The organism is Streptomyces sp. NPDC030798 (assembly GCF_055572275.1).
Map to the genome: position 1 here is coordinate 612,714 of NZ_JBVIDR010000001.1, position 24,435 is coordinate 637,148.

23 protein-coding genes are annotated in these 24,435 nt (G+C 72.5%); 13 read left to right on the top strand and 10 right to left on the bottom strand.

Annotated features, from left to right (window positions below; translation table 11 throughout):
- Positions 1 to 35: 35 nt before the first annotated feature.
- The 5 genes from ACZ404_RS02800 (at position 36) to ACZ404_RS02820 (ending at position 5,580) form a co-directional block, all read left to right on the top strand.
- Positions 36 to 761, top strand: a complete 726-nt coding sequence (locus tag ACZ404_RS02800; protein WP_468435473.1) for a hypothetical protein — start codon at positions 36 to 38, stop codon at positions 759 to 761.
- Complete coding sequence (locus ACZ404_RS02805; RefSeq protein ID WP_468435474.1) at positions 748 to 1,389, top strand: class F sortase; 642 nt, start codon at positions 748 to 750, stop codon at positions 1,387 to 1,389. The genes ACZ404_RS02800 and ACZ404_RS02805 overlap by 14 nt, the downstream gene beginning before the upstream one ends.
- 264 nt (positions 1,390 to 1,653) lie before the next feature.
- Complete coding sequence (locus tag ACZ404_RS02810) at positions 1,654 to 2,991, top strand: ABC transporter ATP-binding protein (protein WP_468435475.1); 1,338 nt, start codon at positions 1,654 to 1,656, stop codon at positions 2,989 to 2,991.
- A gap of 103 nt (positions 2,992 to 3,094) precedes the next feature.
- Positions 3,095 to 4,483: an aldehyde dehydrogenase family protein gene (locus tag ACZ404_RS02815; RefSeq protein WP_468435476.1), complete on the top strand. Its 1,389-nt coding sequence runs from the start codon at positions 3,095 to 3,097 to the stop codon at positions 4,481 to 4,483.
- A gap of 14 nt (positions 4,484 to 4,497) precedes the next feature.
- The gene (locus ACZ404_RS02820; RefSeq protein ID WP_468435477.1) at positions 4,498 to 5,580 is read left to right on the top strand and encodes a Zn-dependent alcohol dehydrogenase; all 1,083 of its coding nucleotides are present in this window, start codon (positions 4,498 to 4,500) and stop codon (positions 5,578 to 5,580) included.
- Positions 5,581 to 5,583: 3 nt separating this feature from the next.
- Here the strand turns inward: ACZ404_RS02820 and ACZ404_RS02825 are convergent, their stop codons facing one another.
- Complete coding sequence (locus ACZ404_RS02825) at positions 5,584 to 6,516, bottom strand: DMT family transporter (RefSeq protein WP_468435478.1); 933 nt, start codon at positions 6,514 to 6,516, stop codon at positions 5,584 to 5,586.
- 117 nt (positions 6,517 to 6,633) lie between these two features.
- Positions 6,634 to 7,275, bottom strand: coding sequence for a TetR/AcrR family transcriptional regulator (locus ACZ404_RS02830; RefSeq protein ID WP_468435479.1), 642 nt, complete (start codon positions 7,273 to 7,275; stop codon positions 6,634 to 6,636).
- A 90-nt stretch (positions 7,276 to 7,365) separates the two neighbouring features.
- Between ACZ404_RS02830 and ACZ404_RS02835 the strand changes: the two genes are divergently transcribed.
- From ACZ404_RS02835 to ACZ404_RS02845, 3 genes are all read left to right on the top strand, one after another.
- On the top strand, positions 7,366 to 8,517 hold the full coding sequence (locus tag ACZ404_RS02835) for an acyl-CoA dehydrogenase family protein (RefSeq protein ID WP_468435847.1): 1,152 nt from the start codon (positions 7,366 to 7,368) through the stop codon (positions 8,515 to 8,517).
- A gap of 92 nt (positions 8,518 to 8,609) precedes the next feature.
- Positions 8,610 to 8,897 (top strand): YiaA/YiaB family inner membrane protein, encoded by a 288-nt coding sequence (locus ACZ404_RS02840; protein WP_468435480.1) that lies wholly within the window; start codon positions 8,610 to 8,612, stop codon positions 8,895 to 8,897.
- A gap of 101 nt (positions 8,898 to 8,998) precedes the next feature.
- Complete coding sequence (locus tag ACZ404_RS02845; protein ID WP_468435481.1) at positions 8,999 to 9,622, top strand: TetR/AcrR family transcriptional regulator; 624 nt, start codon at positions 8,999 to 9,001, stop codon at positions 9,620 to 9,622.
- 8 nt (positions 9,623 to 9,630) lie between these two features.
- Here the strand turns inward: ACZ404_RS02845 and ACZ404_RS02850 are convergent, their stop codons facing one another.
- Positions 9,631 to 10,092 carry a MaoC family dehydratase gene (locus ACZ404_RS02850; protein ID WP_468435482.1) on the bottom strand — a complete coding sequence of 154 codons (462 nt, stop codon included), beginning with the start codon at positions 10,090 to 10,092 and terminating at the stop codon, positions 9,631 to 9,633.
- 113 nt (positions 10,093 to 10,205) lie between these two features.
- On the opposite strand from ACZ404_RS02850, the gene soxR reads away from it, so the two are divergent.
- On the top strand, positions 10,206 to 10,664 hold the full coding sequence (gene soxR / locus ACZ404_RS02855; RefSeq protein ID WP_468435483.1) for a redox-sensitive transcriptional activator SoxR: 459 nt from the start codon (positions 10,206 to 10,208) through the stop codon (positions 10,662 to 10,664).
- A 49-nt stretch (positions 10,665 to 10,713) separates the two neighbouring features.
- On the opposite strand, the gene ACZ404_RS02860 is transcribed toward soxR, so the two are convergent.
- Entirely contained in the window at positions 10,714 to 11,781 is a 1,068-nt protein-coding gene (locus ACZ404_RS02860) for an RNA ligase (ATP) (RefSeq protein ID WP_468435484.1), read from the bottom strand.
- A gap of 222 nt (positions 11,782 to 12,003) precedes the next feature.
- On the bottom strand, positions 12,004 to 12,606 hold the full coding sequence (locus ACZ404_RS02865; RefSeq protein WP_468435485.1) for a hypothetical protein: 603 nt from the start codon (positions 12,604 to 12,606) through the stop codon (positions 12,004 to 12,006).
- A gap of 259 nt (positions 12,607 to 12,865) precedes the next feature.
- Here ACZ404_RS02865 and ACZ404_RS02870 point away from each other — a divergent pair, with 259 nt between their 5' ends.
- The gene (locus ACZ404_RS02870) at positions 12,866 to 15,691 is read left to right on the top strand and encodes a penicillin acylase family protein (RefSeq protein ID WP_468435486.1); all 2,826 of its coding nucleotides are present in this window, start codon (positions 12,866 to 12,868) and stop codon (positions 15,689 to 15,691) included.
- 60 nt (positions 15,692 to 15,751) lie between these two features.
- Here ACZ404_RS02870 and ACZ404_RS02875 read toward each other — a convergent pair whose 3' ends face one another.
- Together ACZ404_RS02875 and ACZ404_RS02880 are read right to left on the bottom strand one after the other, a co-directional pair.
- Complete coding sequence (locus ACZ404_RS02875) at positions 15,752 to 17,053, bottom strand: serine-threonine protein kinase (RefSeq protein WP_468435487.1); 1,302 nt, start codon at positions 17,051 to 17,053, stop codon at positions 15,752 to 15,754.
- A gap of 82 nt (positions 17,054 to 17,135) precedes the next feature.
- The gene (locus ACZ404_RS02880) at positions 17,136 to 18,356 is read right to left on the bottom strand and encodes an exo-beta-N-acetylmuramidase NamZ family protein (RefSeq protein ID WP_468435488.1); all 1,221 of its coding nucleotides are present in this window, start codon (positions 18,354 to 18,356) and stop codon (positions 17,136 to 17,138) included.
- Between the two features lie 160 nt (positions 18,357 to 18,516).
- Between ACZ404_RS02880 and ACZ404_RS02885 the strand changes: the two genes are divergently transcribed.
- Genes ACZ404_RS02885 through ACZ404_RS02895 form a run of 3 tightly spaced genes read left to right on the top strand, consistent with a single transcriptional unit; the run spans position 18,517 to position 21,573 of the window.
- A complete protein-coding gene (locus ACZ404_RS02885; protein ID WP_468435489.1) occupies positions 18,517 to 19,290 on the top strand; it encodes an SDR family oxidoreductase in 774 nt (257 codons plus the stop codon).
- The gene (locus ACZ404_RS02890; RefSeq protein ID WP_468435490.1) at positions 19,287 to 20,951 is read left to right on the top strand and encodes a class I adenylate-forming enzyme family protein; all 1,665 of its coding nucleotides are present in this window, start codon (positions 19,287 to 19,289) and stop codon (positions 20,949 to 20,951) included. Before ACZ404_RS02885 ends, ACZ404_RS02890 begins: the two co-directional genes overlap by 4 nt.
- A 28-nt stretch (positions 20,952 to 20,979) precedes the next feature.
- Positions 20,980 to 21,573 (top strand): TetR/AcrR family transcriptional regulator, encoded by a 594-nt coding sequence (locus ACZ404_RS02895; protein ID WP_468435491.1) that lies wholly within the window; start codon positions 20,980 to 20,982, stop codon positions 21,571 to 21,573.
- 159 nt (positions 21,574 to 21,732) lie between these two features.
- On the opposite strand, the gene ACZ404_RS02900 is transcribed toward ACZ404_RS02895, so the two are convergent.
- The 3 genes from ACZ404_RS02900 to ACZ404_RS02910 all read right to left on the bottom strand — a co-directional run bounded on the left by ACZ404_RS02900 (position 21,733) and on the right by ACZ404_RS02910 (position 24,265).
- On the bottom strand, positions 21,733 to 21,897 hold the full coding sequence (locus tag ACZ404_RS02900; protein ID WP_468435492.1) for a hypothetical protein: 165 nt from the start codon (positions 21,895 to 21,897) through the stop codon (positions 21,733 to 21,735).
- Positions 21,898 to 22,021: 124 nt separating this feature from the next.
- Positions 22,022 to 23,236 carry an acyl-CoA dehydrogenase family protein gene (locus ACZ404_RS02905; protein ID WP_468435493.1) on the bottom strand — a complete coding sequence of 405 codons (1,215 nt, stop codon included), beginning with the start codon at positions 23,234 to 23,236 and terminating at the stop codon, positions 22,022 to 22,024.
- Positions 23,237 to 23,242: 6 nt separating this feature from the next.
- Positions 23,243 to 24,265, bottom strand: coding sequence for a phosphotransferase family protein (locus ACZ404_RS02910; protein WP_468435494.1), 1,023 nt, complete (start codon positions 24,263 to 24,265; stop codon positions 23,243 to 23,245).
- Positions 24,266 to 24,435 lie beyond the last annotated feature (170 nt).

Below are 24,435 nucleotides of genomic sequence, written 5' to 3' on the forward strand. Positions count from 1 at the left end.
TTGTATGAAAATCGTACTCACCCGGAGGAGCTGGCATGCCCACCCTGACACTTCCACGGCCCCTCTCCCGCGCGGGCGCCACCCTCGTCCTCACCGCCTTCGCCGCCGCGGGCGCGTCATGGGTGGCGGCACCCGAAGCGGCGGCCCAGGGGGAGAACGGCGACATCAGGATCCACCGCGTGGGTGTGCCCTTCGGCGTCTCCAAGGACGACCCGCTGGTCTGCAAGTTCTATCTCGACGCCGTCAACTTCGACAATCTGCCGCGCATCGGCTACCAGATCACCCCGCAGCCCCCGCTGCCCACGCAGGCCACCGTCACCGGTGACATCCAGCTCGCCGGCGGCGCCGGGCACACCGACCCGCTGGGCCTGGCCGACGGGCAGTACGAGATCTCCTGGGGTGTGCCGGCCACACCGACCGTGCCGGCCGTGCAGAAGCGCAAGGTCTTCCGCGTCAACTGCCACGACGGCAAGCAGGATCCGGCGCACGGGCCCGGCGGCCAGATCCAGGACAACCAGCAGGGCGACCAGCGCGGTGACCAGCAGGGCGACCCGCAGGGCGAGCGCGGCGACGCGGCCTGGGGCCAGGGCGGCGACCACAACGACGGCCCCAAGGGCGGTGTGCACGCCGGCGGCGGCGGACTCGTCGACACCTCGGGCGCCTTCTCACCCGTCGCGGCGGCAGCGGCCGTGGGCCTGGTCGCGGTCAGCGGCGCCGTGTACATCCGGCTGATCCGCCGCCGCCCCCATGGCGCCGCGTAGGCGCCGACGCAGGCCCTGGCACCGCACCCGTGCCTACCGGCTCGTCAGGACGGCTCTGCTCGTCGCCGTCCTGGTGACGGTGGGGGTCCGGTGCGAGGGGCAGGACCGGACCGACTCCGTCCAGGCGGCCGGCCGGGCGGCCGCGCCGGAGGCGCCCCCGCCCCGTCCGCTGCCCCGGTCCCGGCCGACGTCCTTCCGCGTCCCGTCCCTCGGCATCGACGCGCCGGTCGTCGGGCTGCGGCTGGACGCGGACCGGCGCCTGGAGACACCACCGCTCGACAAGCCCAGGCTGGTCGGCTGGTACGAGGGCGGCGCCACCCCCGGCGAGTCGGGCACCGCCGTCGCCGTGGGCCACCGGGACACCCGGACCGGCCCCGCCGTCTTCGCCGCGCTCGCCCTGGTCAAACCCGGCAGGCGGATCGAGGCCCGGCGCGCGGACGGCCGTACCGCCGTCTACACCGTGGACCGGGTGAAGGTCTTCGACAAGGCCGACTTCCCCGACCGGGAGGTCTACGGCCCCGCCGAGCGCCCCGAGCTCCGCGTGCTCACCTGCGGCGGACTGTTCAGCCGGCGCACCGGCTACACCAGCAACGTGGTGGTGTTCGCCCACCTGACGGCGACGAGATGACCCCCTCCGGCACGCGCCGGATCCCTGTGCCTCCCGGCTTCGTGACGGCGGATGTCGTGCCGACTCTTCCCCAGGGGGTGCACATTCCGTTAACTTCCGTGACGCGTAGGGGCTGTCGGCGTATTTTCGCCGGCCGATCGGCCCGCCCTCAGGCGGGCGGACGACGCGTCACGCGCCGGCAGACCCCCGGCCCCGTACGACCCGCACGGGGCCTTCGGACCCACGGAGCAGCGGCGCTCCGGACAGCCCCCGGGGGCAGCACGCATGACACGCGCCATCTCTCTGCACGACGTGAGCAAGTCCTACGCGCGGGGCCCCCGCGTCGTCGACCGGGTGTCCCTCGACATCGCGCCCGGTGAGTTCCTCGTCCTGCTCGGCCCGTCCGGCTGCGGCAAGTCCACCGTGCTGCGCATGATCGCGGGCCTGGAGGAGATCGACGACGGCGAACTCCTCCTCGACGGCGAGTTCGCCAACGACTGGCAGCCCTCCGAGCGGAACATCGCGATGGTCTTCCAGAACTTCGCCCTCTACCCGAGCATGACCAGCCGCGACAACATCGGCTTCCCGCTGCGCATCGAGTCACCCGGCACCGACCCCCGGGCCCGGGTGGACGCGACCGCCCGCATGCTCGGCATCGAGGATCTGCTCGACCGGTTCCCCGGCCAGCTCTCCGGCGGCGAACGCCAGCGGGTCGCCATGGGCCGGGCCATCGCCCGCCACCCGTCCGCCTTCCTGATGGACGAGCCGCTGTCCAATCTCGACGCCAAGCTGCGCAACCATCTGCGGGCCGAGATATCCCGGCTCACCCGCGAACTCGGCGTCACCACGGTGTACGTCACCCACGACCAGTCCGAGGCGATGTCCCTCGGCGACCGGGTCGCCGTCCTGCGCGGCGGCGTGCTCCAGCAGGTCGGCACCCCGCGCGAGGTCTACGCGCTGCCCCGCAACGTCTTCGTGGCCGCCTTCATCGGCACCCCGCGCATCAACCTGCTGCGCGGCCTGGTCCGCGCCCCGCTGGACGGCGCCATGACCATCAGCCTCGGCAAGCAGGCCCTGCCGCTGCCCGAACCCCTCTCCCTGGACCACCAGCTGCTCCGCGTGCAGCAGGGCCGCGAGGTCATCGTCGGGCTGCGCTCGGAGGCGGTGCGCATCGCCAAGCACAGCTCCGCCCGGCCCGGCGAGGTGCCGCTGACCGGGCTGGTGGAGCACATGGAGTTCCAGGGCCACGAGACCCTCGTCCACTTCGACACCGGCTCCAGCCCCGCCGTCGTACCCGAGCTGGAGGCCCCGCGCCCGGCCTCCCGGACCGCCCGCCGGCGCCGCCGGGACGGCGGCACGGGCGTGCTGGACCGGCTGAAGGAGCGGGCGAGTGCGCTGCGGGCCGGACCGGTGGTCGTCCTGGAACAGCCCCCGGAGACCGAGCCCGCGCCCCCGGAGGGCCGGCTCCCCGGCGACCTGGTCGTGCGCACCACCCCCGACATCCGGCTGCGCCACGGCATGCAGGTGCCGCTCCTCGTCGACCTCGCGCACCTCTTCGTCTTCGACCAGCACGGCGACCGCATCTGCCCGGCCCCGGCCCGGCTCCCCGACCTGGGCGAGTGAGCCCCGCCCGGCCCGGCGATGATGTGCGGGGACGTCTGGCGCGTAAAAACTAACGCCGCTAGTTTGTGTGCCGGACGACGCACACCCGCCGGGAGGAAGCAGCATGAAGGCACACGACGGCCTGTACATCGACGGCGCCTGGCGCCCCGCCGAGAGCAGAGACGTGATCGAGGTCGTGAACCCCGCCGACGAGCAGGTCATCGCCCAGGTCCCGGCGGGCACCGCGCTGGACGTCGACACCGCCGTGCGCGCCGCCCGTGCCGCCCTCCCGGCCTGGGCGGCCACACCCCCGGCCGAACGCGCCGCACGCCTCACCGCCCTCCGGGACGTCCTGCTGGCCCGCTCGGACGAGATCGCCGAGACGGTCACCGCCGAGCTGGGCTCTCCGCTGCAGTTCTCCCGGACCGTGCACGCGGGCGTACCGATCGCGGTCGCCGGCTCCTACGCCGAACTCGCCGCGACCCACTCCTTCGAGGAGAAGGTCGGCAACTCCACCGTGCTGCACGAGCCCATCGGCGTCGTCGGCGCGATCACCCCCTGGAACTACCCGCTGCACCAGATCGTCGCCAAGGTCGCCCCCGCCCTGGCGGCCGGCTGCACCCTCGTCCTCAAGCCCGCCGAGGACACCCCGCTCACCGCCCAGCTCTTCGCCGAGGCCGTCCACGAGGCCGGCGTCCCGGCCGGTGTGTTCAACCTCGTCACCGGCCTCGGCCCGGTCGCCGGACAGGCCCTCGCCGAGCACCCGGGTGTCGACCTCGTGTCCTTCACCGGCTCCACGGCGGTCGGCCGGCAGATCGGCGCGGTGGCCGGCGCGGCCGTCAAGAAGGTCGCGCTGGAACTGGGCGGCAAGTCCGCCAACGTCATCCTGCCGAGCGCCGACCTGGCCAAGGCCGTGAACGTCGGTGTCGCCAACGTGATGTCCAACTCCGGCCAGACCTGCAGCGCCTGGACCCGCATGCTCGTGCACGCCGCCCGGTACGACGAGGCCGTCGAGCTGGCCGCCACCGCCGCCGTCAAGTACGGCGACCGGATCGGCCCGGTCGTCAACGCCAAGCAGCAGGCCCGCGTGCTCGGGTACATCGAGAAGGGCGTCGCCGAGGGCGCCCGTCTCGTCGCCGGCGGCCCCGAAGCCCCGCGCGAGCGGGGCTACTTCGTCAGCCCCACCGTCTTCGCCGACGTCACCCCCGAGATGACCGTCGCCCAGGAGGAGATCTTCGGGCCCGTCCTGTCCGTCCTGCGCTACGAGGACGAGGACGACGCCCTGCGCATCGCCAATGGCACGGTGTACGGCCTCGCCGGCGCCGTCTGGGCGGGCGACGAGGCCGAGGCGGTCGCCTTCGCCCGCCGCATGGAGACCGGTCAGGTCGACATCAACGGCGGCCGGTTCAACCCCCTCGCCCCCTTCGGCGGCTACAAGCAGTCCGGGGTCGGCCGGGAACTCGGCGCGCACGGACTCGCCGAGTACCTCCAGACCAAGTCCCTCCAGTTCTAAGGATCCCGCCACCCATGGCCGTACGAGCCGCCGTCCTGCCCGCCATCGGCGCCCCCCTGGAGATCACCGGCGTCGAGCTGCCCGATCCCGGTCCCGGACAGGTCCGGGTCCGCCTCGCCGCCGCCGGCGTCTGCCACTCCGACCTGTCCCTGGCCAACGGCACCATGCGGGTGCCGGTCCCGGCCGTCCTCGGCCACGAGGGCGCCGGCACGGTCGTCGCCGTGGGGGAGGGGGTCGGCCACGTCTCCCCGGGGGACGGCGTCGTCCTCAACTGGGCCCCCTCCTGCGGGAGCTGCCACGCCTGCACGCTCGGCGAGGTCTGGCTGTGCGCCAACGCGCTGAACGGAGCCGCCGACGTCTACGCCCGCACCACCGACGGCACCGACCTCCACCCCGGCCTGAACGTCGCCGCGTTCGCCGAGGAGACCGTCGTCTCCGCCTCCTGCGTCCTGCCCCTGCCCGCAGGGGTGCCGCTGACGGACGCCGCCCTCCTCGGCTGCGCCGTCCTCACCGGCTACGGCGCCGTCCACCACGCGGCGCGCGTCCAGCCCGGCGAGACGGTCGCCGTGTTCGGCGTCGGCGGCGTCGGCCTGGCCACCCTCCAGGCGGCCCGGATCGCCGGCGCGTCCCGGATCGTGGCCGTCGACGTCTCCCCCGAGAAGGAGGAACTGGCCCGCACGGCCGGCGCCACCGACTACGTCCTCGCCTCCGACACCACCGCCCGCGAGATCCGCGCCCTCACCGGCAAGCAGGGCGTCGACGTCGCCGTGGAGTGCGTGGGCCGGGCGGTCAGCATCCGCGCCGCCTGGGACTCCACCCGTCGGGGCGGCCGTACGACGGTCGTCGGCATCGGCGGCAAGGACCAGGAGGTCACCTTCAACGCCCTGGAGATCTTCCACTGGGGCCGCACCCTGACCGGCTGCGTCTACGGCAACACCGACCCGGCCCGCGACCTGCCGGTGCTCGCCGAGCACGTCCGGGCCGGCCGTCTGGACCTCTCGGCCCTGGTCACCGAACGGATCGCCCTGGAGGGCATCCCGGCGGCCTTCGAGAACATGCTCGCGGGCAAGGGCGGCCGGGCGCTGGTCGTCTTCTGACGCTCAGGGCACCTTCTCGGGTCGCGGCTCCCCGGCCGCGACCCGCCGCCCCCGCCCGCTCCCGGCCCGGGACCGCGACACGGCGACACCCGCGAGGCACAGCACACCGCCGGCCAGTGTCAGCAGCCCGGGCACCTCGCCGAGCGCCAGCCACGACATCAGCACCACCAGCGCGGGCACCGCGTACGTCGTCGCGCCCATCCGGCTGGCCGTGGTCCGGGCCAGGGCGTACGCCCAGGTCGTGAACGCCAGCGCCGTCGGGAAGACCCCCAGGTAGATCATGTTCAGGGTGGCCGACAGCGGGGCCCGGGCCGCCTCGCCGGCCAGCTGCCCGGCGAACGGCAGACAGCCCACGGCCCCGACCAGGCACCCGAACGTGGTCACCTGCAGGGCGCTCGCCTGCGCCAGGGCGGGCTTCTGCGCGACCACCCCGGAGGCGTACGCCACGGCAGCGAGCAGGCACAGCGCCACGCCGAGCACGGAGGACCGCCCTCCGCCGGACATCGACAGCCCCACGGTCACCGCACCCGCGAAGGACACGGCCATCCCCGCCAGCAGCCTCGGCGGCATCGGATCACCGAGCAGCCGGGAGCCGAGCAGGGCGATCAGCAGCGGGCCCACGTTCACGACCAGGGCCGCCGTGCCGGCGTCCACCTGCTGCTCGCCCCAGTTCAGGACCACCATGTAGAGCCCGAACCACAGCACCCCCGACAGCAGGATCCCCCGCCAGGCGGCCTTCGGCGGCAGCCCCTCCCGCCGTACGGCCCACAGCACCCCCAGCGCCAGGGCACCCGCGAGCAGCCGCCCCAGCGCGAGCGCCCCCGGCGAGTAGGCGCCGCCCGCACTCCGGATCGCCACGAAGGCGGAGGCCCACAGCACGACGGTCAGAGCGGCCGCACCGGCGGGGAGGAGGGGGTGACGAGAGGTACGCATCATGGTCCCGAGGTTAGGCGGAGCGCCGGGGACGAGGCCGGCGGTATTCGGACGGGGCGGCCCGACGGCCGGCGGCGCGGGCCGGTCCGGCGGCGCGGGCCCCGGCAGCCCCGCTGGCCGCTACACGCTCTCCCGCACCTGCTCGTACTGCTGCGCCAGCCCGTCCAGCAGCGCCGTCAGCCCCGTCTCGAAGGCCCGCTCGTCGATCTTCTCCTGCTGCTCGGCCAGCAGATGCGCCTGGCCCAGGTGGGGATAGTCGGCGGGGTCGTACGCGCTCGCGTCGTCGACGAAGCCCGCAGCGAAGGAACCGAGCGCGGAGCCCATGATGAAGTACCGCATCAGCGCGCCGATGGAGGTCGCCTGGGCCGGCGGCCAGCCGGCCTCGACCATCGCGCCGTACACCGCGTCGGCCAGCCGCAGGGCCGCCGGGCGGCGCCCGGGGCCGCGCGCCAGGACCGGGACGATGTTCGGGTGGTCGCGCAGGGCCGTCCGGTAGGAGACGGCCCAGTCGTGCAGCGCGGTCCGCCAGTCCCGGCCGCCGTCGAACATCGACAGGTCCACCAGCCCGCTCACCGAGTCCGCCACCGCCTCCAGGATCTCGTCCTTGGTGCGGAAGTGGTTGTACAGCGAGGGCCCGCTCACCCCCAGCTCGGCGGCGAGCCGCCGGGTGGAGACGGCCGCCAGGCCCTCCCGGTCCACGAGGTCGCGGGCCGTCTCGACGATCCGGTCGGTGCTGAGGAGGGGCTTGCGCGGTCGGGCCATGGCGCACATAGTAGGGCTGCACATGGAAACTAGCAGTGCTAATTTAAATGTACGCCTTTCAAGGTCCGTCTGGTGTGGGGTGATCGCGTGGTGAACCTGGAGCTGAGCGAGGAACAGGCAGCCGTACGGCAGCTCGCCCGCGACTTCGTCGAGCGCGAGATCGCCCCGCACGTCATCGCCTGGGACCGCGCCGAGGAGGTCGACCGGGGCATCGTGAAGAAGCTCGGCGAGGTCGGCTTCCTCGGTCTGACCGTCGACGAGGAGTACGGCGGCTCCGGCGGCGACCATCTCGCGTACTGCCTGGTCACCGAGGAACTGGGGCGCGGGGACTCCTCCGTGCGCGGCATCGTGTCCGTCTCCCTCGGGCTGGTCGCCAAGTCGGTCGCCGCCTGGGGGAGCGAGGAGCAGAAGCGGCGCTGGCTGCCTGGCCTGACCGCCGGGGAGTACGTCGGCTGCTTCGGCCTCACCGAGCCCGGCACCGGCTCCGACGCCGGCCACCTCACCACCCGGGCGGTGCGCGACGGGGAGGACTACGTCCTGAACGGCACCAAGATGTTCATCACCAACGGCACCTGGGCCGACGTCGTCCTGCTCTTCGCCCGCTCCACCGATGCCCCCGGCCACAAGGGCGTCTCCGCGTTCCTGGTCCCCGCCGACACCCCCGGCCTGACCCGCCGCACCATCCACGGCAAGCTCGGCCTGCGCGGCCAGGCGACCGCCGAGCTGGTCCTCGAGGACGTCCGGGTGCCCGCCTCCGCGCTCCTCGGCGAGGAGGGCAAGGGGTTCTCGGTGGCCATGTCCGCGCTGGCGAAGGGGCGGATGTCGGTGGCGGCGGGCTGTGTCGGCATAGCCCAGGCCGCGCTCGACGCGGCCGTCGGGTACGCCGGCGAGCGCGAGCAGTTCGGCAAGCCGATCGCCCACCACCAGCTCGTCCAGGAGCTGATCAGCGACATCGCCGTCGACGTGGACGCGGCCCGGCTGCTGACCTGGCGGGTCGCCGACCTGATCGACCGCGGCCGGCCGTTCGCCGTCGAGTCCTCCAAGGCCAAGCTGTTCGCCTCCGAGGCCGCCGTACGCGCCGCCAACAACGCCCTGCAGGTCTTCGGCGGCTACGGCTACATCGACGAGTACCCGGCCGGCAAACTCCTGCGCGACGCCCGGGTGATGACGCTGTACGAGGGCACCAGCCAGATCCAGAAGCTGCTCATCGGGCGTGCGCTGACCGGGGTGTCGGCCTTCTGAGTACGGTGCCCGGCGCGTGTGCGGCCTTTGAGTACGTCGCCTGAGTACTCCGGCGGATGTGGCGCGGGCCACGTCCGCCGATGATCGATGCCATGAATGACACACCGGTCAAGCAGCAGAGCACGGCCGCCTTCTACGGCCAGGCCGTCGCATCGTTCGCGGTCGCCATGACCGCCACCACCATCGGCATCTTCCGGCTGAACGCGGACGCGTGGGTCCGCGGCTTCCTCGGCATCGCCGTCCTCTACCTGGTCACCTCCGCGTTCACGCTCGCCAAGGTGATCCGTGACCGCCAGGAGGCCGGGCAGATCGTGAGCAGGGTCGACCAGGCCCGCCTGGAGAAGCTGCTCGCCGAGCACGACCCCTTCGAGAAGATCTGAGCCCGCCGTCCGCACCGGCGGCTCCGGGCGGCCGGACTAAGCGAGCGCTCACCTTCGGCGGTATGGTGGTGTTTCCTGTCACCGAGAGGGGCGAACGAGCGATGAGTACGGGCCAGGAGACGACCGGCGGCGAGGTCGAGCCGTGGGAAGAGGTCACCCCTGACGCGGCCCGGCGGCTCCTCGTCGCCGCCGTGGAGGCCTTCGCCGAGCGCGGCTACCACGCGACGACGACCCGCGACATCGCGGGCCGCGCCGGCATGAGCCCGGCCGCGCTCTACATCCACTACAAGACCAAGGAAGAGCTGCTCCACCGGATCAGCCGCATCGGGCACGACAAGGCCCTCGACATCCTGCGCACGGCGGCGCGCCGCGAGGGCACCGCGACCGAGCGGCTGGCCGACGCCGTCAGCTCCTTCGTCCGCTGGCACGCCGGGCGGCGCACCACCGCGCGGGTCGTGCAGTACGAACTCGACGCGCTCGGCCCGGAGGCCCGCGCCGAGATCGTCGCGCTGCGCCGTCAGGTGGACGCCGAGGTGCGCGGGATCATCGAGGACGGCGTGTCCGCGGGCGAGTTCGACGTGATCGACGTCAAGGGCACCACCCTGGCGGTGCTCTCCCTGTGCATCGACGTGGCCCGCTGGTTCACCGTGGACGGCCCGCGCACCCCCGACGAGGTCGGCGCCCTCTATGCCGACCTCGTCCTGCGCATGGTGGGCGCCAAGTAGGCCCCTCGTCAGAGGTAGTACCGGGCCACCGACTCCGCGACGCAGGCCGGCTTGTCGCCGCCCTCGCGCTCCACGGTGAAGGCGACGGTCACCTGGACGCCGCCGGGGACGTCCTCGACGCCGGTGATGGTCGCGGTGGCGCGCAGCCGGGAGCCGACCGGGACGGGGGAGGGGAAGCGCACCTTGTTCGTGCCGTAGTTCACGCCCATCTTCACGCCCTCGACGTGGATCAGCTGCGGCCCGAAGAGGGGGAGCAGGGAGAGCGTGAGGTAGCCGTGGGCGATGGTGGTGCCGAACGGCCCGGCGGCGGCCTTCTCCGGGTCGACGTGGATCCACTGGTGGTCGCCGGTGGCCTCGGCGAACAGGTCGATCCGCTTCTGGTCGATCTCCACCCAGTCCGTGTGTCCCAGCTGCTCGCCCACGGCGGCCTTCAGCTCGTCGGTGGAGGTGAAGGTCCTCGGTTCTGCCATGTTCCCGGCCTCTCGCTCGCGTCTCTACGCCTCTAAGCAACTGCTTAGCATGGTCGCCTCGAGGCCCCCTGTCAACGGAGCCGGGCCGAGGCCGGGTGGGTAGGCTCTGAGGAGTGCCCCAGATCCCCGAGAAGATCCACGAGCTGACCGTCGGCCAGGTCGCCGCACGCAGCGGCGCCTCCGTCTCCGCCCTGCACTTCTACGAGTCCAAGGGACTGATCACCAGCCGCCGCACCTCCGGCAACCAGCGCCGCTACAGCCGCGACACCCTGCGCCGGGTCGCCTTCGTCCGCGCCGCCCAGCGGGTCGGCATCCCGCTGGCCACGATCCGCGAGGCCCTCGCGCAGCTCCCCGAGGAGCGCACCCCGACCCGCGAGGACTGGGCCCGGCTCTCGGAGGCGTGGCGCTCGGAACTGGACGAGCGCATCAAGCAACTCAACCGCCTGCGCGACCACTTGACCGACTGCATCGGCTGCGGATGCCTCTCGCTGGACACCTGCGTGCTGTCCAACCCGGACGACGTGTTCGGCGAGCGGCGGGCGGGGTCGAGGCTGCTGTCCGAGGGACGGTAGAGGGACGGCAGGGAGGGTGGCGGGGGAGCACCCCGCCACCCCGCCCGAGTCACTCGTACTCGGTGCCCCCCTTCCGCGTCAGGTACGCCGGGCTCACCGCCTTCGCGATGGCCCGGCCCCCCGTCACCCCGCTGTACCGCTCCACCGCAGCCCGTATCACCACACCCTCCCGCAGATGCAGCCCCCGCCCGGACACCGTCTCCCGTCCGCTCGCGAACTCCAGCACCCGCTCGATGCCGTACGGCCCGGAGTACAGCCGGGGCACCACGGGCAACGACCCCTCCAGCAGTTCGCCCGCGTCCAGCCACCGCACCTGCCCGTCGATGTCCGCCGACACGTCGAACGCCGCGAATCCGAGGCTCTCGCGCCGGCCGTCGGCGCCGTACGACAGGTCCTGCACCCCGGCGCCGTAGACCTCGCCGAAGATGCCGACCCGCCGCGCCCCCAGCCGGTCGCAGAGTTTCGCCGCGGTCTCGGCCACGCCGTGCCCGCGCACCGCCCGCCAGTACAGGTTGCGGGGATCCTCCTTCAGGGCCAGGGACTTGGCCCCGAAGCCCTTGGAGGAGACGTACACCCGCCCCTCGTCGGCGACATACGTCAGCAGGCAGGCCGAGCCGTGCAGCTTCTCCGTCAGGACGACCGGCTCGCCCGGCGCGAAGATGTCCGGGTAGCGCTGGATGTTCTCGATGTCGACCCAGGGCAGCAGATCGGGGGCGGACTCGACGTCGCCGTCCATCGTGGGCGGGATCGGCGGCACCCACTTGGTGATGCCCAGCCGCTCGGCGAAGTCCGTGCCCTCGGCCGCCGCCCGCGCCAGGTCCACGTCGGCCAGCGCCTTCGGCCGGCACACGATGCCCTGCGACAGCTCGCCCCGCAGCCGTACCGCCTTGACCCGGTTGGCGTCGCCGCCCGCCAGTCGCCCGGTCAGCCCCAGCTCCTCGATCAGATCGGCCGGCAGCACGGCCTGCTCCGGGATGTAGACGGCGGCCTCGCCGGTGCGGTACGCGCCCTTGGCGACCACGGCCCGGTACAGCCCCACCTGGGCCAACTCCAGCGCGTCGGCGTTCGGATGCTCGTGGACGGTCAGCACTTCGGCGGTGACGCGCAGCGTCGACATGGGGACTCCTCGGTCTCTCACGGTTCGTCAGCTCGGTTTCATCGCCTCCTCACTGTCCGGACGCAAAAGGGCTGGAGCGACCGGATTTGACCCTGCTAACGTCATGCTCCTCGACCGACGGCAGCAGCTGCTCACCTCACCGGGCCGGCGCCCGCCGACCGGGTCGCCCGGGTCGGTCGGGGGTGCGGCATCCCCGGCGCACCCCCGGTCGCGCTCGTGCGGTCAGGCCGACATCAGGAGCCGCTCGCGCCTGGCGTAGGCCACGGCCTGCGGGGTGAGGACGGGGCGCGGGACCAGGATGCCGCAGTCCGTGCAGACCGGGCCGGAGGACGGCTCATGGTCCAGACCGTACTTCCAGACGAGGCGCTCCCCGCCGCACACCGGGCACGCCGCGCCCGGTTCCCGGTTGAGCGCGGCGATCAGCCGGCGCAGCACCTCCGCCAGCGGCTCGTCGGGGTGGACCCGGGGGTCGTCGCACCAGGCGACCCCGAACCCGCCCCAGGTCAGCCGGTGCCAGTCGTCCACGCTGCCCGGCCGGCGCAGCCCGTCGTGCTTCTCCTTCTTGCGGCGCTCGGCGAACTCGGTCTCGTAGGTCAGCCACACCGCCCGCGCCTCCTCCAGCTCCTCCAGTGCGGCCACGAGCCGCGCCGGTTCGGGAGACCGGTCCTCCGGGCCGAAACCGGCCCGGGAGCACAGATGGTCCCAGGTCGCCCTGTGCCCGTAGGGAGCGAACCGCTCCAGGCACTTGCGCAGCGAGTAGCGCCGCAGTGCCAGATCACACCGCGGATCGCGCACCTGTCTCGCCAGACTTCGGAATCCGGCCATAGCCCTGCACCTCCGTCACACCTGCGTCCGCACTTCGGTCACTTCGGCGTCGCCGTACGGGTTCCGCGCGACGTCGCCGAGTAGACGTATCGACACACGAATCGGCTCCATCCGTTTTCCGATGCCCTCCCATAAGGCGCCCCGGGTTGACCGCCCGGCATCGGCCGCAGTCCCTCCAAAAGTTGACGTTCGTTCATCTTCTAATCCCGGGGATACCGGCGGTAACATCCCGCCCACCCCCGTTCCGCGAGGAGCTGCCATGCCACGGAGCACCCCACTCCACGAGTTGTTCGACAAACTGAGAACTCCCCGCAGGCTCACCGGGTTCCCGCGGCCCCCGGGGACCTCCGGGCTCACCGGGTTCCTGAAGACCGCATCCGTATGCGTCCTCATCGCCGGACTTCTCTCCCCGCTCACCCAGGCCGCGGCGGCCGACGGCGCCACCGCCTCCAACGACTACTGCGGCGGCCAGTGCTCGGACATCCTGCCGCCCGGCGAGAACGGCAACGCCACCCTCGCCCAGATCCTGCTCAACCAGGCCTTCGGCACCCAGCCCTCGCACGCCGAGGACCAACTCGGCCCCTACGCCAACCTGGCCACCGGCTACTCGGGCCTCACCGACGCGAAGATCAACACCTTCTTCAACGACGCGTCGTTCGGCGTCCCCTCCGACCAGGTCGCCTCCACCGAGAAGCCGGCCGGCCGCGGTGACGTGACCATCGTCCGCGACAAGAAGACCGGTGTGCCGCACATCACAGGCACCACCCGCTACGGCACCGAGTTCGGCGCCGGATACGCGGCCGCCGAGGACCGGCTGTGGCTCATGGACGTCTTCCGGCACGTCGGCCGCGGCCAGCTCACCTCCTTCGCCGGCGGCGCCGCCGCCAACCAGGGCCTGGAGCAGCAGTTCTACCGCAACGCCCCGTACACCGAGGCCGACCTCCAGGCGCAGATCGACAACGCCGTCGCCCGCAACGGCGCCCGCGGCCAGCAGGCCCTGGCCGACGCCAACGCCTACCTCGCCGGCATCAACGCCTACATCGACGCCTCCGACTCCGGCCGCTACTTCCCCGGCGAGTACGTCCTGACCGGCCACAAGGACTCGATCACCAACGCCGGCACCATAGACCACTTCAAGATCACCGACCTGGTGGCGCTCGGCTCGGTCATCGGCTCCCTCTTCGGTTCCGGCGGAGGCGGCGAGGTCAACAACGCCCTCTCCCTGATCGCCGCCCAGTCCAAGTACGGCGTGGCGGAGGGCACCAAGGTCTGGGAGTCCTTCCGCGAGCGCAACGACCCCGAGGCCGTCCTCACCGTGCACAACGGCGAGAGCTTCCCGTACGCCTCACGGCCCGACGACGCCCAGGGCGAGGCGCTGCCCGACGCCGGCTCGGTGACCCAGGAACCGCTCGTCCACGACCGCACGGGCAGCGCCGCCACCGCGAGCGCCAAGAGCGCCTCCACCACGGCGGCCAGGACGACGCTGAGCTCCGCCAGGCGCGGCATGTCCAACGCCCTCGTGGTCAGCGGCAAGTACACCGCGAGCGGACACCCGATCGCCGTCTTCGGGCCGCAGACCGGCTACTTCGCTCCGCAGCTGCTCATGCTCCAGGAGATCCAGGGCCCGGGCATCAGCGCCCGCGGCGCCTCCTTCGCGGGCCTGAGCATGTACGTGGAACTCGGCCGCGGCCAGGACTACTCCTGGAGCGCGACCACCTCCGGCCAGGACATCATCGACAGCTACGCCGTCGAGCTCTGCCAGGACGACTACCACTACCTGTACCACGGCACGTGCACCGCCATGGACAAGGTCGAGCAGAAGAACTCCTGGAAGCCGACCGTGGCCGACGGCACCGCCGCGGGCTCCTACACCATGCGCGTGTGGCGGACCAAGTACGGGCCGGTGGAGTACCGGGCCACCGTCGGCGGCAAGAAGGTCGCCTACACCAACCTGCGCTCCTCCTATCTGCACGAGGCCGACTCGATCATCGGCTTCCAGATGCTGAACGACCCGGACTTCGTCAAGGGCCCGAAGGACTTCCAGGCGGCGGCGCAGCACATCAACTACACCTTCAACTGGTTCTACGCCGACTCCCAGCACACCGCGTACTACAACAGCGGTGACAACCCGGTCCGGGCGAGCGGCGTCGACGCCGAGTTCCCGGTGTGGGCGCAGCCGGCGTACGAGTGGAAGAACTGGGACCCGGCCACCAACACGGCCGACTACACCCCGGCCTCCGCCCACCCCAACTCCGTCGACCAGGACTACTACGTCTCCTGGAACAACAAGCAGGCCAAGGACTACACGACCGCGCCCTGGGGCGACGGGTCCGTGCACCGCGGCAACCTGCTCGAGGACCGGGTGAAGAAGCTGGTCGCGGCCGGCGGGGTGACCCGCGCCAAGCTGGTGCAGGCCATGGCGGACGCGGCCCTCGCCGATCTGCGCGCCGAGGACGTGCTGCCGAAGCTGCTGAAGGTGATCAACTCCTCGCCGGTGACCGACTCCACGGCCGCCGACGCCGTCAGCAAGCTCCAGGCGTGGGTGACCGCCGGCGCCAAGCGCACGGAGACCTCGGCGGGCTCGAAGACGTACGCCAACGCGGACGCCGTCCGGATCCTGGACGCCTGGTGGCCGCTGCTGGTGAAGGCGGAGTTCGAACCCGGGCTCGGCAGCGACCTGTACACCGCCTTCACCGACAACCTGCCCGTCGACGAGGCGCCGTCCGCCGGGCACGGGCCCACCGGCTCGCACGCCGGAAGCTCCTTCCAGTACGGCTGGTGGAGCTATGTCGACAAGGACATCCGGGCGGTGCTCGGTGAGTCCGTGCAGGGCGGGCTCGCGCAGAAGTACTGCGGCGGCGGCAGCCTCGGCTCCTGCCGAGACGCCCTGATCAGCACCCTGAAGCAGGCGGCCGGGACGACCGCAGCCCAGGTCTACCCGGGCGACGACCAGTGCTCGGCCGGCGACCAGTGGTGCGCCGACTCGATCGTCCAGCGCACCCTGGGCGGCATCAAGCACGGCAAGATCAGCTGGCAGAACCGCCCGACCTTCCAGCAGGTCGTGGAGTACACCTCGCACCGGTGAACAGCTGAGGGCGAACCGGCGTCGGCCGACGGGTGTTGGCCGGCGCCGGTTCCCCGTCGGTCACCCGATGCGCCCCGCCGCCAGCACCACCCGGGCGAGTTCCGGATGGACGATGTCGCTGTGGGCGCCGGCCGGGGGACCGCCGCGGCGGACGACCGACGCCGCGTCCACGTTGACGCAACCGGTCGTCGGGAGCGGTCCGCGCAGGGCCGTCGCGAGGTCCAGGTGGGCAGTGCCCGGCACCGCCTGCACCCCGTCGTGTCCCATGGCCCCCCAGCGGTCGCCCAGCAGATGCGCGAGGGAGAGCCCGCCGACCGAGCGGTCGTCGTCCGAGCAGCGCGAGGCCAGCGGGTAGAAGGTGCCGAGCGCGCCGTCGAAGCGCGAGTAGCAGCACACCAGCGGCCCGTCGATCCGCTTCTGCCGGTCGCCCAGCGCCCCCGCAGCGTCCGGGTCGAACGGCAGGCGCGTGGCGAACGCGTAGTGCGAGAGCGCCCCCTGGAGCAGGGTCACGGACTTCACCGCGCGCACGCCCCCGGGCAGCCCCCGCAGCGCGAACGACACCAGCCGCCCGCCGAAGCTGTGCCCGACGAGGTGCACCCGCACCTTCGGCGACCGGACGGCCAACTGCCCGACGAACGGCCCCAGTCCGTGCTCGCCGACGGTGCCCGCCCGTCGCTTCATCGCGTAGTACGTCGCCTGCCGCAGCAGCTCCTTGGCGCCGTCCCACGGGTTCGGCAGCGAGAACTCGGCCGGTGTCCCGTCCGGCGGCGCGGCCAGCGCCTCGGCGAGCTCCGCGCAGGCGGTCGCCGTGTCGCAGCGGAACACGACCGGCCCCTCCTCCTCGGGCGTGTCCGCCACCGCGGGCGGCCGCGGCCCCGGCTCGACCAGCAGCCGCACCAGCCGCCCGAACTCCGCCAGGCCCGCGTCCCCGGCCGGCCGCTCCTCCAGCAGCCGCGTCAGCCGGTCGAGCACGGTGGCCCGGCCAGGGAACGTCTCCAGCAGGGCGCGCCGGGTGTCCTTGTCCAGCGCAGGGCCCGGCGCCGCCTCCGCCTCGGCCGCCGCCACGGACCGCGGGAAGTCGGGGATCGGCTCGTCGCAGAAGCGCATCGACGGCCAGATCACGCCCACGTACCCGATCCGCGCCTTCGGGGCGAGCCCCGGGATCGGCGCGAAGAAGCGCCGGTACAGCGCGGTGGCACCCGACCGGTCGTTGTTCCAGCCGTGCGCGAAGACGATCAGGTCACGGACGCCGCGCTCCGTGACCTGGGCCAGCAGCCGGTCGCGTTCGGGGCCGTCCACGTCCCCGTCCGCGTCGAAGGTCAGTTCCCAGTAAGGCCTCACGCTCATCCCGGCATCCGCCATGACAGGCTCCCTCGTCCCCCCGAAACGATGCGATGTGCGCGTATCGTCCTGCGGCGGGGCGAAGTTGGCCATACCGTACGGCTCACTTGTAGAGCAGATACTTCATCCGCACCGCCTGGAACTCCGCCAGCTCCTCCTGCCAGGCGCCGACCACCTCGTCCGGACCCGCTCCCGCGTCGATCATCGTCCGGACGCGCGCGGAGCCGGTGAGCTTGTCGATCCAGTGGTCGGGGCGCCAGGCGAAGCCGTCCCACACCTTCCGCGCGGTCACCAGCAGCGCGATCCCGGTGCGCACGGGGTCGTAGGCGCTCCGGTCGTGCACATGGATCTGGACGCCCCCGACGGTCTTCCCCTGGAACTTGGAGAAGGTGGGCGCGAAGTACGCCTCCCGGAACCGCACGCCCGGCAGCCCCAGCTCGCCCGCCGCCGCGGCCCACCGCCCGTCGACGCCCTCGGCGCCGAGGAGTTCGAAGGGCCGGGTCGTGCCGCGCCCCTCGGAGAGGTTGGTGCCCTCGAACAGACAGGTGCCGGAGTACACCAGCGCCGTGTCCGCAGTCGGCATGTTCGGGCTCGGCGGCACCCAGGGCAGGCCGGAGGCGTCGTAGAACCCGGTGCGCCGCCAGCCCTCCATCATGACGGTGTCCAGCGGGACCGGGGTGGCGAGGAACTCGCCGTTGAACAGCCGGGCCAGCTCGGCGACGGTCATGCCGTGCGCCTGCGCGATCGGCTGCCGGCCGACGAAGGTGGCGAACTCCTTGTGCAGCACGGGACCCTGGGCCGAGCGGCCGGTGACCGGGTTCGGCCGGTCCAGGACGACGAACCGCTTGCCGGCGAGCGCGGCCGCCTCCATGCAGTCGTAGAGGGTCCAGATGTAGGTGTAGAAGCGGGCGCCCACGTCCTGGATGTCGAAGACGACCGTGTCGACGCCGGAGGCGGTGAAGACGTCGGCCAGCGGCGCGCCGCTCTTCAGATACGTGTCGTAGACCGGCAGGCCGGTCGCCGGGTCGTCGTAGCGGCCCTCGGAGCCGCCGGCCTGGGCGGTGCCGCGGAAGCCGTGCTCGGGGCCGAAGACGGCGGTGAGCCGCACCCGCGGGTCCGCGTGCATCACGTCGACGATGTGCCGGGCGTCCCGGGTGATGCCGGTGGGATTGGTGACGATGCCGACGCGCCGGCCGCCGAGCAGGGAGTAGCCGTCGGCCGCGAGTCTCTCGAAGCCGGTGTGCAGGCGCCCGCCGTGGTGGCGGGGCAGTGGCGCGGCCGCCAGGGTGGCCGAGGCGAGGAGGTTCCGTCGGGACACGGGCATGGGAGGGCCTTTTCGTCGGTCCGCGGAGTGCGGCAGTCAGGTGGTCGTTCGCGTGGTTTTCCCGCGCCTCTTGAGGTTGGGTCGGTCGCCCTTCCCTCACACATACCGACCGGTTAGTCTGGCCTTGCCGAACCGAGTCGCGTCGTGTCGAAGGAGACCGATGGTGGAAGCCGTGCAGGATGCGGGAGTGGTCGTCACCGGAGCGGGCGGTGGAATCGGGGCCGCGCTGGCCCGCCGGTTCGCCGCCGAGGGCGCCCGGGTGGTCGTGAACGACCTCGACGCCGAGCGGGCCAAGGCGGTGGCCGAGGAGATCGGCGGGACCGCCGTCCCCGGGGACGCCTCCGCGATCGTCGGGGACGCGCGGGACGCGCTCGGCGGCACCGTGGACGTCTACTGCGCCAACGCCGGCGTCGCCTTCGAGGACGGGGGCGTGGACGGGCCCCTCGACGAGAAGTCCTGGGCGGTCTCCTGGGACGTCAACCTGATGGCGCACGTCCGGGCGGCCCACGCGCTGCTGCCCGACTGGCTGGAGCGCGGGCACGGCCGGTTCGTGTCCACCGTCTCCGCCGCCGGGCTGCTCACCATGATCGGCGCGCCCTCGTACAGCGTCACCAAGCACGGCGCCTACGCCTTCGCCGAGTGGCTGTCGCTGACCTACCGCCACCGCGGTCTGAAGGTGCACGCCATCTGCCCGCAAGGAGTGCGCACCGCCATGCTGGAGGCGACCGGCAGCGCCGGCGACCTGGTGCTCCAGCCGACCGCGATCGAGCCGGACGCCGTCGCGGACGCCCTCTTCCAGGGCATCGCCGAGGACCGCTTCCTGATCCTGCCGCACCCCGAGGTCGCCGGCTTCTACCGGGTCCGGGCCGCCGACCCCGACCGCTGGCTGGCGGGCATGAACCACATCCAGCAGACCTGGGAGGAGGGCCGGTGACCGTCTCCCGATACGCGGCCCGCCCCTGGCTGGCCCTGCTCACCGACGCGCAGCGCGCCCCGGTCGACCCGGCGGACTCCCTCGTGCACGCCCTGCGGCGCGCCGTCGCCGAGGCACCCGACCGCACCTTTCTCGCCTACTTCGACGCCCGCCTGAGCTACCGCGAGGTGGACGAGCTGACCGACTCCGTCGCCGCCCACCTCGCCGCGCGCGGTCTGCAGCGCGGCGACCGGGTCGCCGTCCTGCTGCAGAACTCCCCGCACTTCGTGCTCGCCGTCCTCGGCGCCTGGAAGGCGGGCGCGACCGTCGTGCCGGTCAACCCCATGTACAAGTCGGCCGAGGTCGCCCACGTCCTGCGGGACGGCGAGGTGGCCGCGCTGGTCTGCTCCGACCGGGCCTGGCAGTCGTACCTGCGCGAGACGGCCGCGGACTCGCCGGTGCGGATCGTGCTCACCGGATGCGAACGGGATTTCCAGACCCGCGACGACGCGCGCGTGCTCACCTTCGAGCGGCTGCCCCAGGCCCCGGACGCCGACGACCTCGTGGCCGTCGCCCGGCGGGGCGGCACGGCACCCGAGGGCCGCGACCCACGCCCCGCGGACATCGCCCTGATCAGCTACACGTCCGGCACCAGCGGCACCCCCAAGGGCGCCACCAACACGCACGGCAACATCATGCACAACGCCGAGCGGCAGAGCACCGGCCTGGCCCTGCCCGAGGCGCCCGTGTACTACGCGCTCGCGCCGCTGTTCCACATCACCGGCATGGTCTGCCAGTTCGGCGCCTGCCTGAACAGCGCCGGCACCCTGGTGCTCACCTACCGCTTCGAGCCCGGTGTCGTGCTGGAGGCCTTCGCCGAGCACCACCCGCACTACACGGTCGGCCCGTCCACCGCCTACATGGCGCTGGCAGCCCACCCGGACGCCACCCCGGAGCACTTCGCCTCCTTCGTCAACATCTCCTCCGGCGGCGCGCCCGTACCGCCCGCCCTGGTGGAGAAGTTCGCGGGGCACCTCGGGCCGTACATCCGCGTGGGCTACGGCCTCACCGAGTGCACCGGGCCCTGCGCCTCCGTGCCGCCCGGCCTCCGGGCGCCGGTCGACCCGGTCTCCGGGACGCTGTCCGTCGGCCTGCCCGGCGCCGACACGCTCGTGCGGATCGTCGACGACCGGGGCGCCGAGCTGCCCTTCGGCGAGCAGGGCGAGATCGTCGTGCGCGGGCCGCAGGTGGTCCCCGGTTACTGGCGGCGCCCCGAGGCCACCGCCGAGACGTTCCCCGAAGGCGAGCTGCGCACCGGCGACATCGGCTTCATGGACGAACAGGGCTGGCTCTACGTCGTCGACCGCAAGAAGGACATGATCAACGCCTCCGGCTTCAAGGTGTGGCCGCGCGAGGTCGAGGACGTGCTGTACACCCACCCGGCGGTGCGCGAGGCGGCCGTCGTCGGCGTGCCCGACGGCTACCGCGGGGAGACCGTCAAGGCCTACATCAGCCTGCGCCCGGGCGCCGAGGCGGACCCCGGTGAACTCGCGGTGTACTGCAAGGAGAGACTGGCCGCCTACAAATACCCGCGCAAGGTGGAGATCCTGCCCGACCTGCCGAAGACGGCAAGTGGGAAGATCCTCCGGCGGGAACTGCGTTCCCGCACCGACAACGACTAGCAGCAGAACCGGAAGGCAGGTGGCGGCAGTGCCCAGGACGACGGACGGAGACGGGACGCCCGTTCCGCAGCGGCTGCTGAACGCCGCCACCCGCCTCTTCGCCGAGCAGGGCTACGACCGCACTTCGGTGCAGGAGATCGTGGAGGCGGCCGGCGTCACCAAGGGGGCGCTGTACCACTACTTCGGCTCCAAGGACGACCTCCTGCACGAGGTGTACGCGCGCGTACTGCGCGTCCAGCAGGAGCGGCTCGACGCCTTCGCGAACGCCGACGAGCCGATCGAGAAGCGGCTCAGAGGCGCGGCCGCCGACGTCGTCGTCACGACGATCGAGAACCTCGACGACGCGATGATCTTCTTCCGCTCCATGCACCACCTGAGCCCGGAGAAGAACAAGCAGGTGCGCGCCGAGCGCCGGCGCTACCACGAACGCTTCCGCGCGCTCGTCGAGGAGGGCCAGCGCACCGGCGTCTTCTCCACGGCCACGCCGGCCGACCTGGTCGTGGACTACCACTTCGGCTCGGTCCACCACCTGTCGACCTGGTACCGCCCCGACGGCCCGCTCACCCCGCAGCAGGTCGCCGACCACCTCGCCGACCTACTGCTGCGCGCACTGCGGCCGTAGGGCTCCGGGCGGCGACCGCCCGCAGGGCCTCGGCGGCCCGCGCGGGTGGGTCCGGTCTCCGGCCCGAACACCGCGCCCGCGGCGTCGGTGTCCCCGGCACGGCGCAGCGCGTCCGCCGCCTGGGCCGAGCCCGCGTCGACGCCGACCGCGAGCAGCAGCTCACGCCGGCCGGACCAGCGCGTCCGGTCCGGCGACACCGGCGACGGCCACCCCGAGCCCCCAGGGCGCCGCGGCCGGCTCCAGCGCCCCGGAGTCCACCACGGTCAGCAGCCGTTCCAGCGTCACCCCCGACGCGTCGGCGGTCGGTGTCCCCGCATCCGTCACGCTCCCGCCTTCCCCGCACGCGTGCGCCGCACCGGCGCCCCTCCGGTCCGTCCCGGAGAGGCGCGACATCAACGCCCGGGGCGCACTCGACGGCGCACGCCGGCACGGGGAAGGGAGCGGCCGGCTACACGTACCGCTTCAGTTCCCGCCGCGCCAGCGACCGCTGGTGCACCTCGTCCGGGCCGTCCGCGATCATCAGCGTGCGCGCCGCCGCGTACAGCTCGGCCAGCGGGAAGTCCTGGCTGACGCCGCCCGCGCCGTGCAGCTGGATCGCCCGGTCGATGATGTCGACGACCGCACGAGGGGTGGCGATCTTGATGGCCTGGATCTCCGTGTGCGCACCCCGGTTGCCGACGGTGTCCATCAGCCAGGCCGTCTTCAGCACCAGCAGCCGCAGCTGCTCCACCGTCACGCGGGCGTCCGCGATCCAGTTGTGCACGACGCCCTGCTGGGCCAGCGCCTTGCCGAAGGCGGTACGGGACACCGCGCGCCGGCACATCAGCTCGATCGCCCGCTCGGCCATGCCGATCAGCCGCATGCAGTGGTGGATCCGGCCGGGACCGAGCCGCGCCTGGGCGATGGCGAAGCCGCCGCCCTCCTCGCCGACCAGGTTCGACACCGGCACGCGCACCTGGTCGAAGATCACCTCGGCGTGGCCGCCGTGCGAGTGGTCCTCGTAGCCGAACACCTGCATCGCGCGCTTCACGGTCACGCCCGGGGTGTCGCGGGGGACCAGGACCATGGACTGCTGGCGGCGGATGTCGGCCCCGTCCGGGTCCGTCTTGCCCATCACGATGAAGATCTTGCAGTCCGGGTTCATCGCCCCGGAGATGTACCACTTGCGGCCCGTGATGACGTACTCGTCGCCGTCCCGTTCGATGAGCGTGGTGATGTTCGTGGCGTCCGAGGAGGCCACCTCCGGCTCGGTCATCGCGAACGCCGAGCGGATCTCGCCCGCCAGCAGCGGCTCCAGCCACTGCTTCTTCTGCCGCTCGTCACCGAACTGCGCCAGCACCTCCATGTTGCCGGTGTCGGGCGCGGCACAGTTCGTCGCGGTCGGGGCGAGGTGCGGGGAGCGGCCGGTGATCTCCGCGAGCGGTGCGTACTGCAGGTTCGTCAGCCCGGCGCCGTGCTCGGCGTCGGGCAGGAACAGGTTCCACAGGCCCTGCCTGCGCGCCTCGGCCTTCAGCTCCCCGACCACCGCCGGGGTGTCCCACGGCGAGGCCAGCCGGGCCCGCTGCTCCTCGGCGACCGCCTCCGCCGGGTAGACGTACTCGTCCATGAAGGCGAGGAGTCGGGCGCGCAGTTCCTCGGTGCGGGCGTCGAACGCGAAGTCCATGGCCGGTCAGCCTTCCTGAAGAGTGGTCAGTCCGTGGTCGATGAAGACGGGTACCAGCTCGCCGATGCGGTCGAAGCCGCGCCCGACCGTCTGGCCCAGCGTGTACCGGTAGTGGATCCCCTCGAGGATCACGGCGAGCTTGAACCAGGCGAACGCCGTGTACCAGGACACCGCCGACACGTCGCGCCCCGAGCGCGCCGCGTACCGCTCGATCAGCTCCTGCGGGGAGGGATGCCCCGGCGCCTCGGCGGTGGTCGACACGGGCGAGGCGGGCAGGCCGAGCGGCCGGCTGTACATCACCAGCAGGCCCAGGTCGGTGAGCGGGTCACCGAGCGTGGACATCTCCCAGTCGAGGATCGCCCTGATCCGGTCGTCGTCCCCGATGAGCACGTTGTCGAGCCGGTAGTCGCCGTGGACGACGGCGGGCGCCGGGGAGACGGGCAACTGCCGGCCCAGCGCGGCGTGCAGCTCGTCGATGCCGGGCAGGTCGCGGTTGCGGGAGGCGTCGAGCTGCTTGCCCCAGCGGCGCAGCTGCCGGTCCAGGAAGCCCTCGGGCCGCCCGAAGTCCTCGAGGCCCACTTCGGCGGGGTCCACCGCGTGCAGCTCGACCAGCGTGTCCACCAGCGACAGCACCGCGTTCCGGGTGCGCTCCTCGCCGAGCGGGGCGAGCTGCTGCGCGGTGCGGTACGGGGTGCCCTCGACGAACTCCATGACGTAGAACGGCGCCCCGAGCACCTCCTCGTCCTCGCACAGCAGCACCGGTCGGGGAACCGGCACCGAGGTCGGGTGCAGGGCGTTGATCACGCGGTGCTCGCGCTTCATGTCGTGCGCGGTGGCCAGCACATGGCCGAGCGGCGGCCGCCGGACCACCCACCGGGAGGTGCCGTCGGTCAGCGCGTAGGTGAGGTTCGACCGTCCGCCCTCGATCAGCCGGCCGGTCAGGGGGCCGTCGACCAGACCGGGACGCTCACGGTCGAGCAGCGCGCGCAGCCGGTCGAGATCGAGTCCGGGCGGGTGGTCGGCGCTCATACATCACTCCTACGAACGGGCGAACAGGAACATCGTTCATGATGCCGACCGGTCGGTATGTCGTCCAGTGCGCGGACCGAACAGGAAGCGAAACGTGACGGGAGCCACGATAGACCGACCGCCCCCGCCGGTCATGGCGCCGGACTTCGGTGGGTACGGGGTTCTGGCGA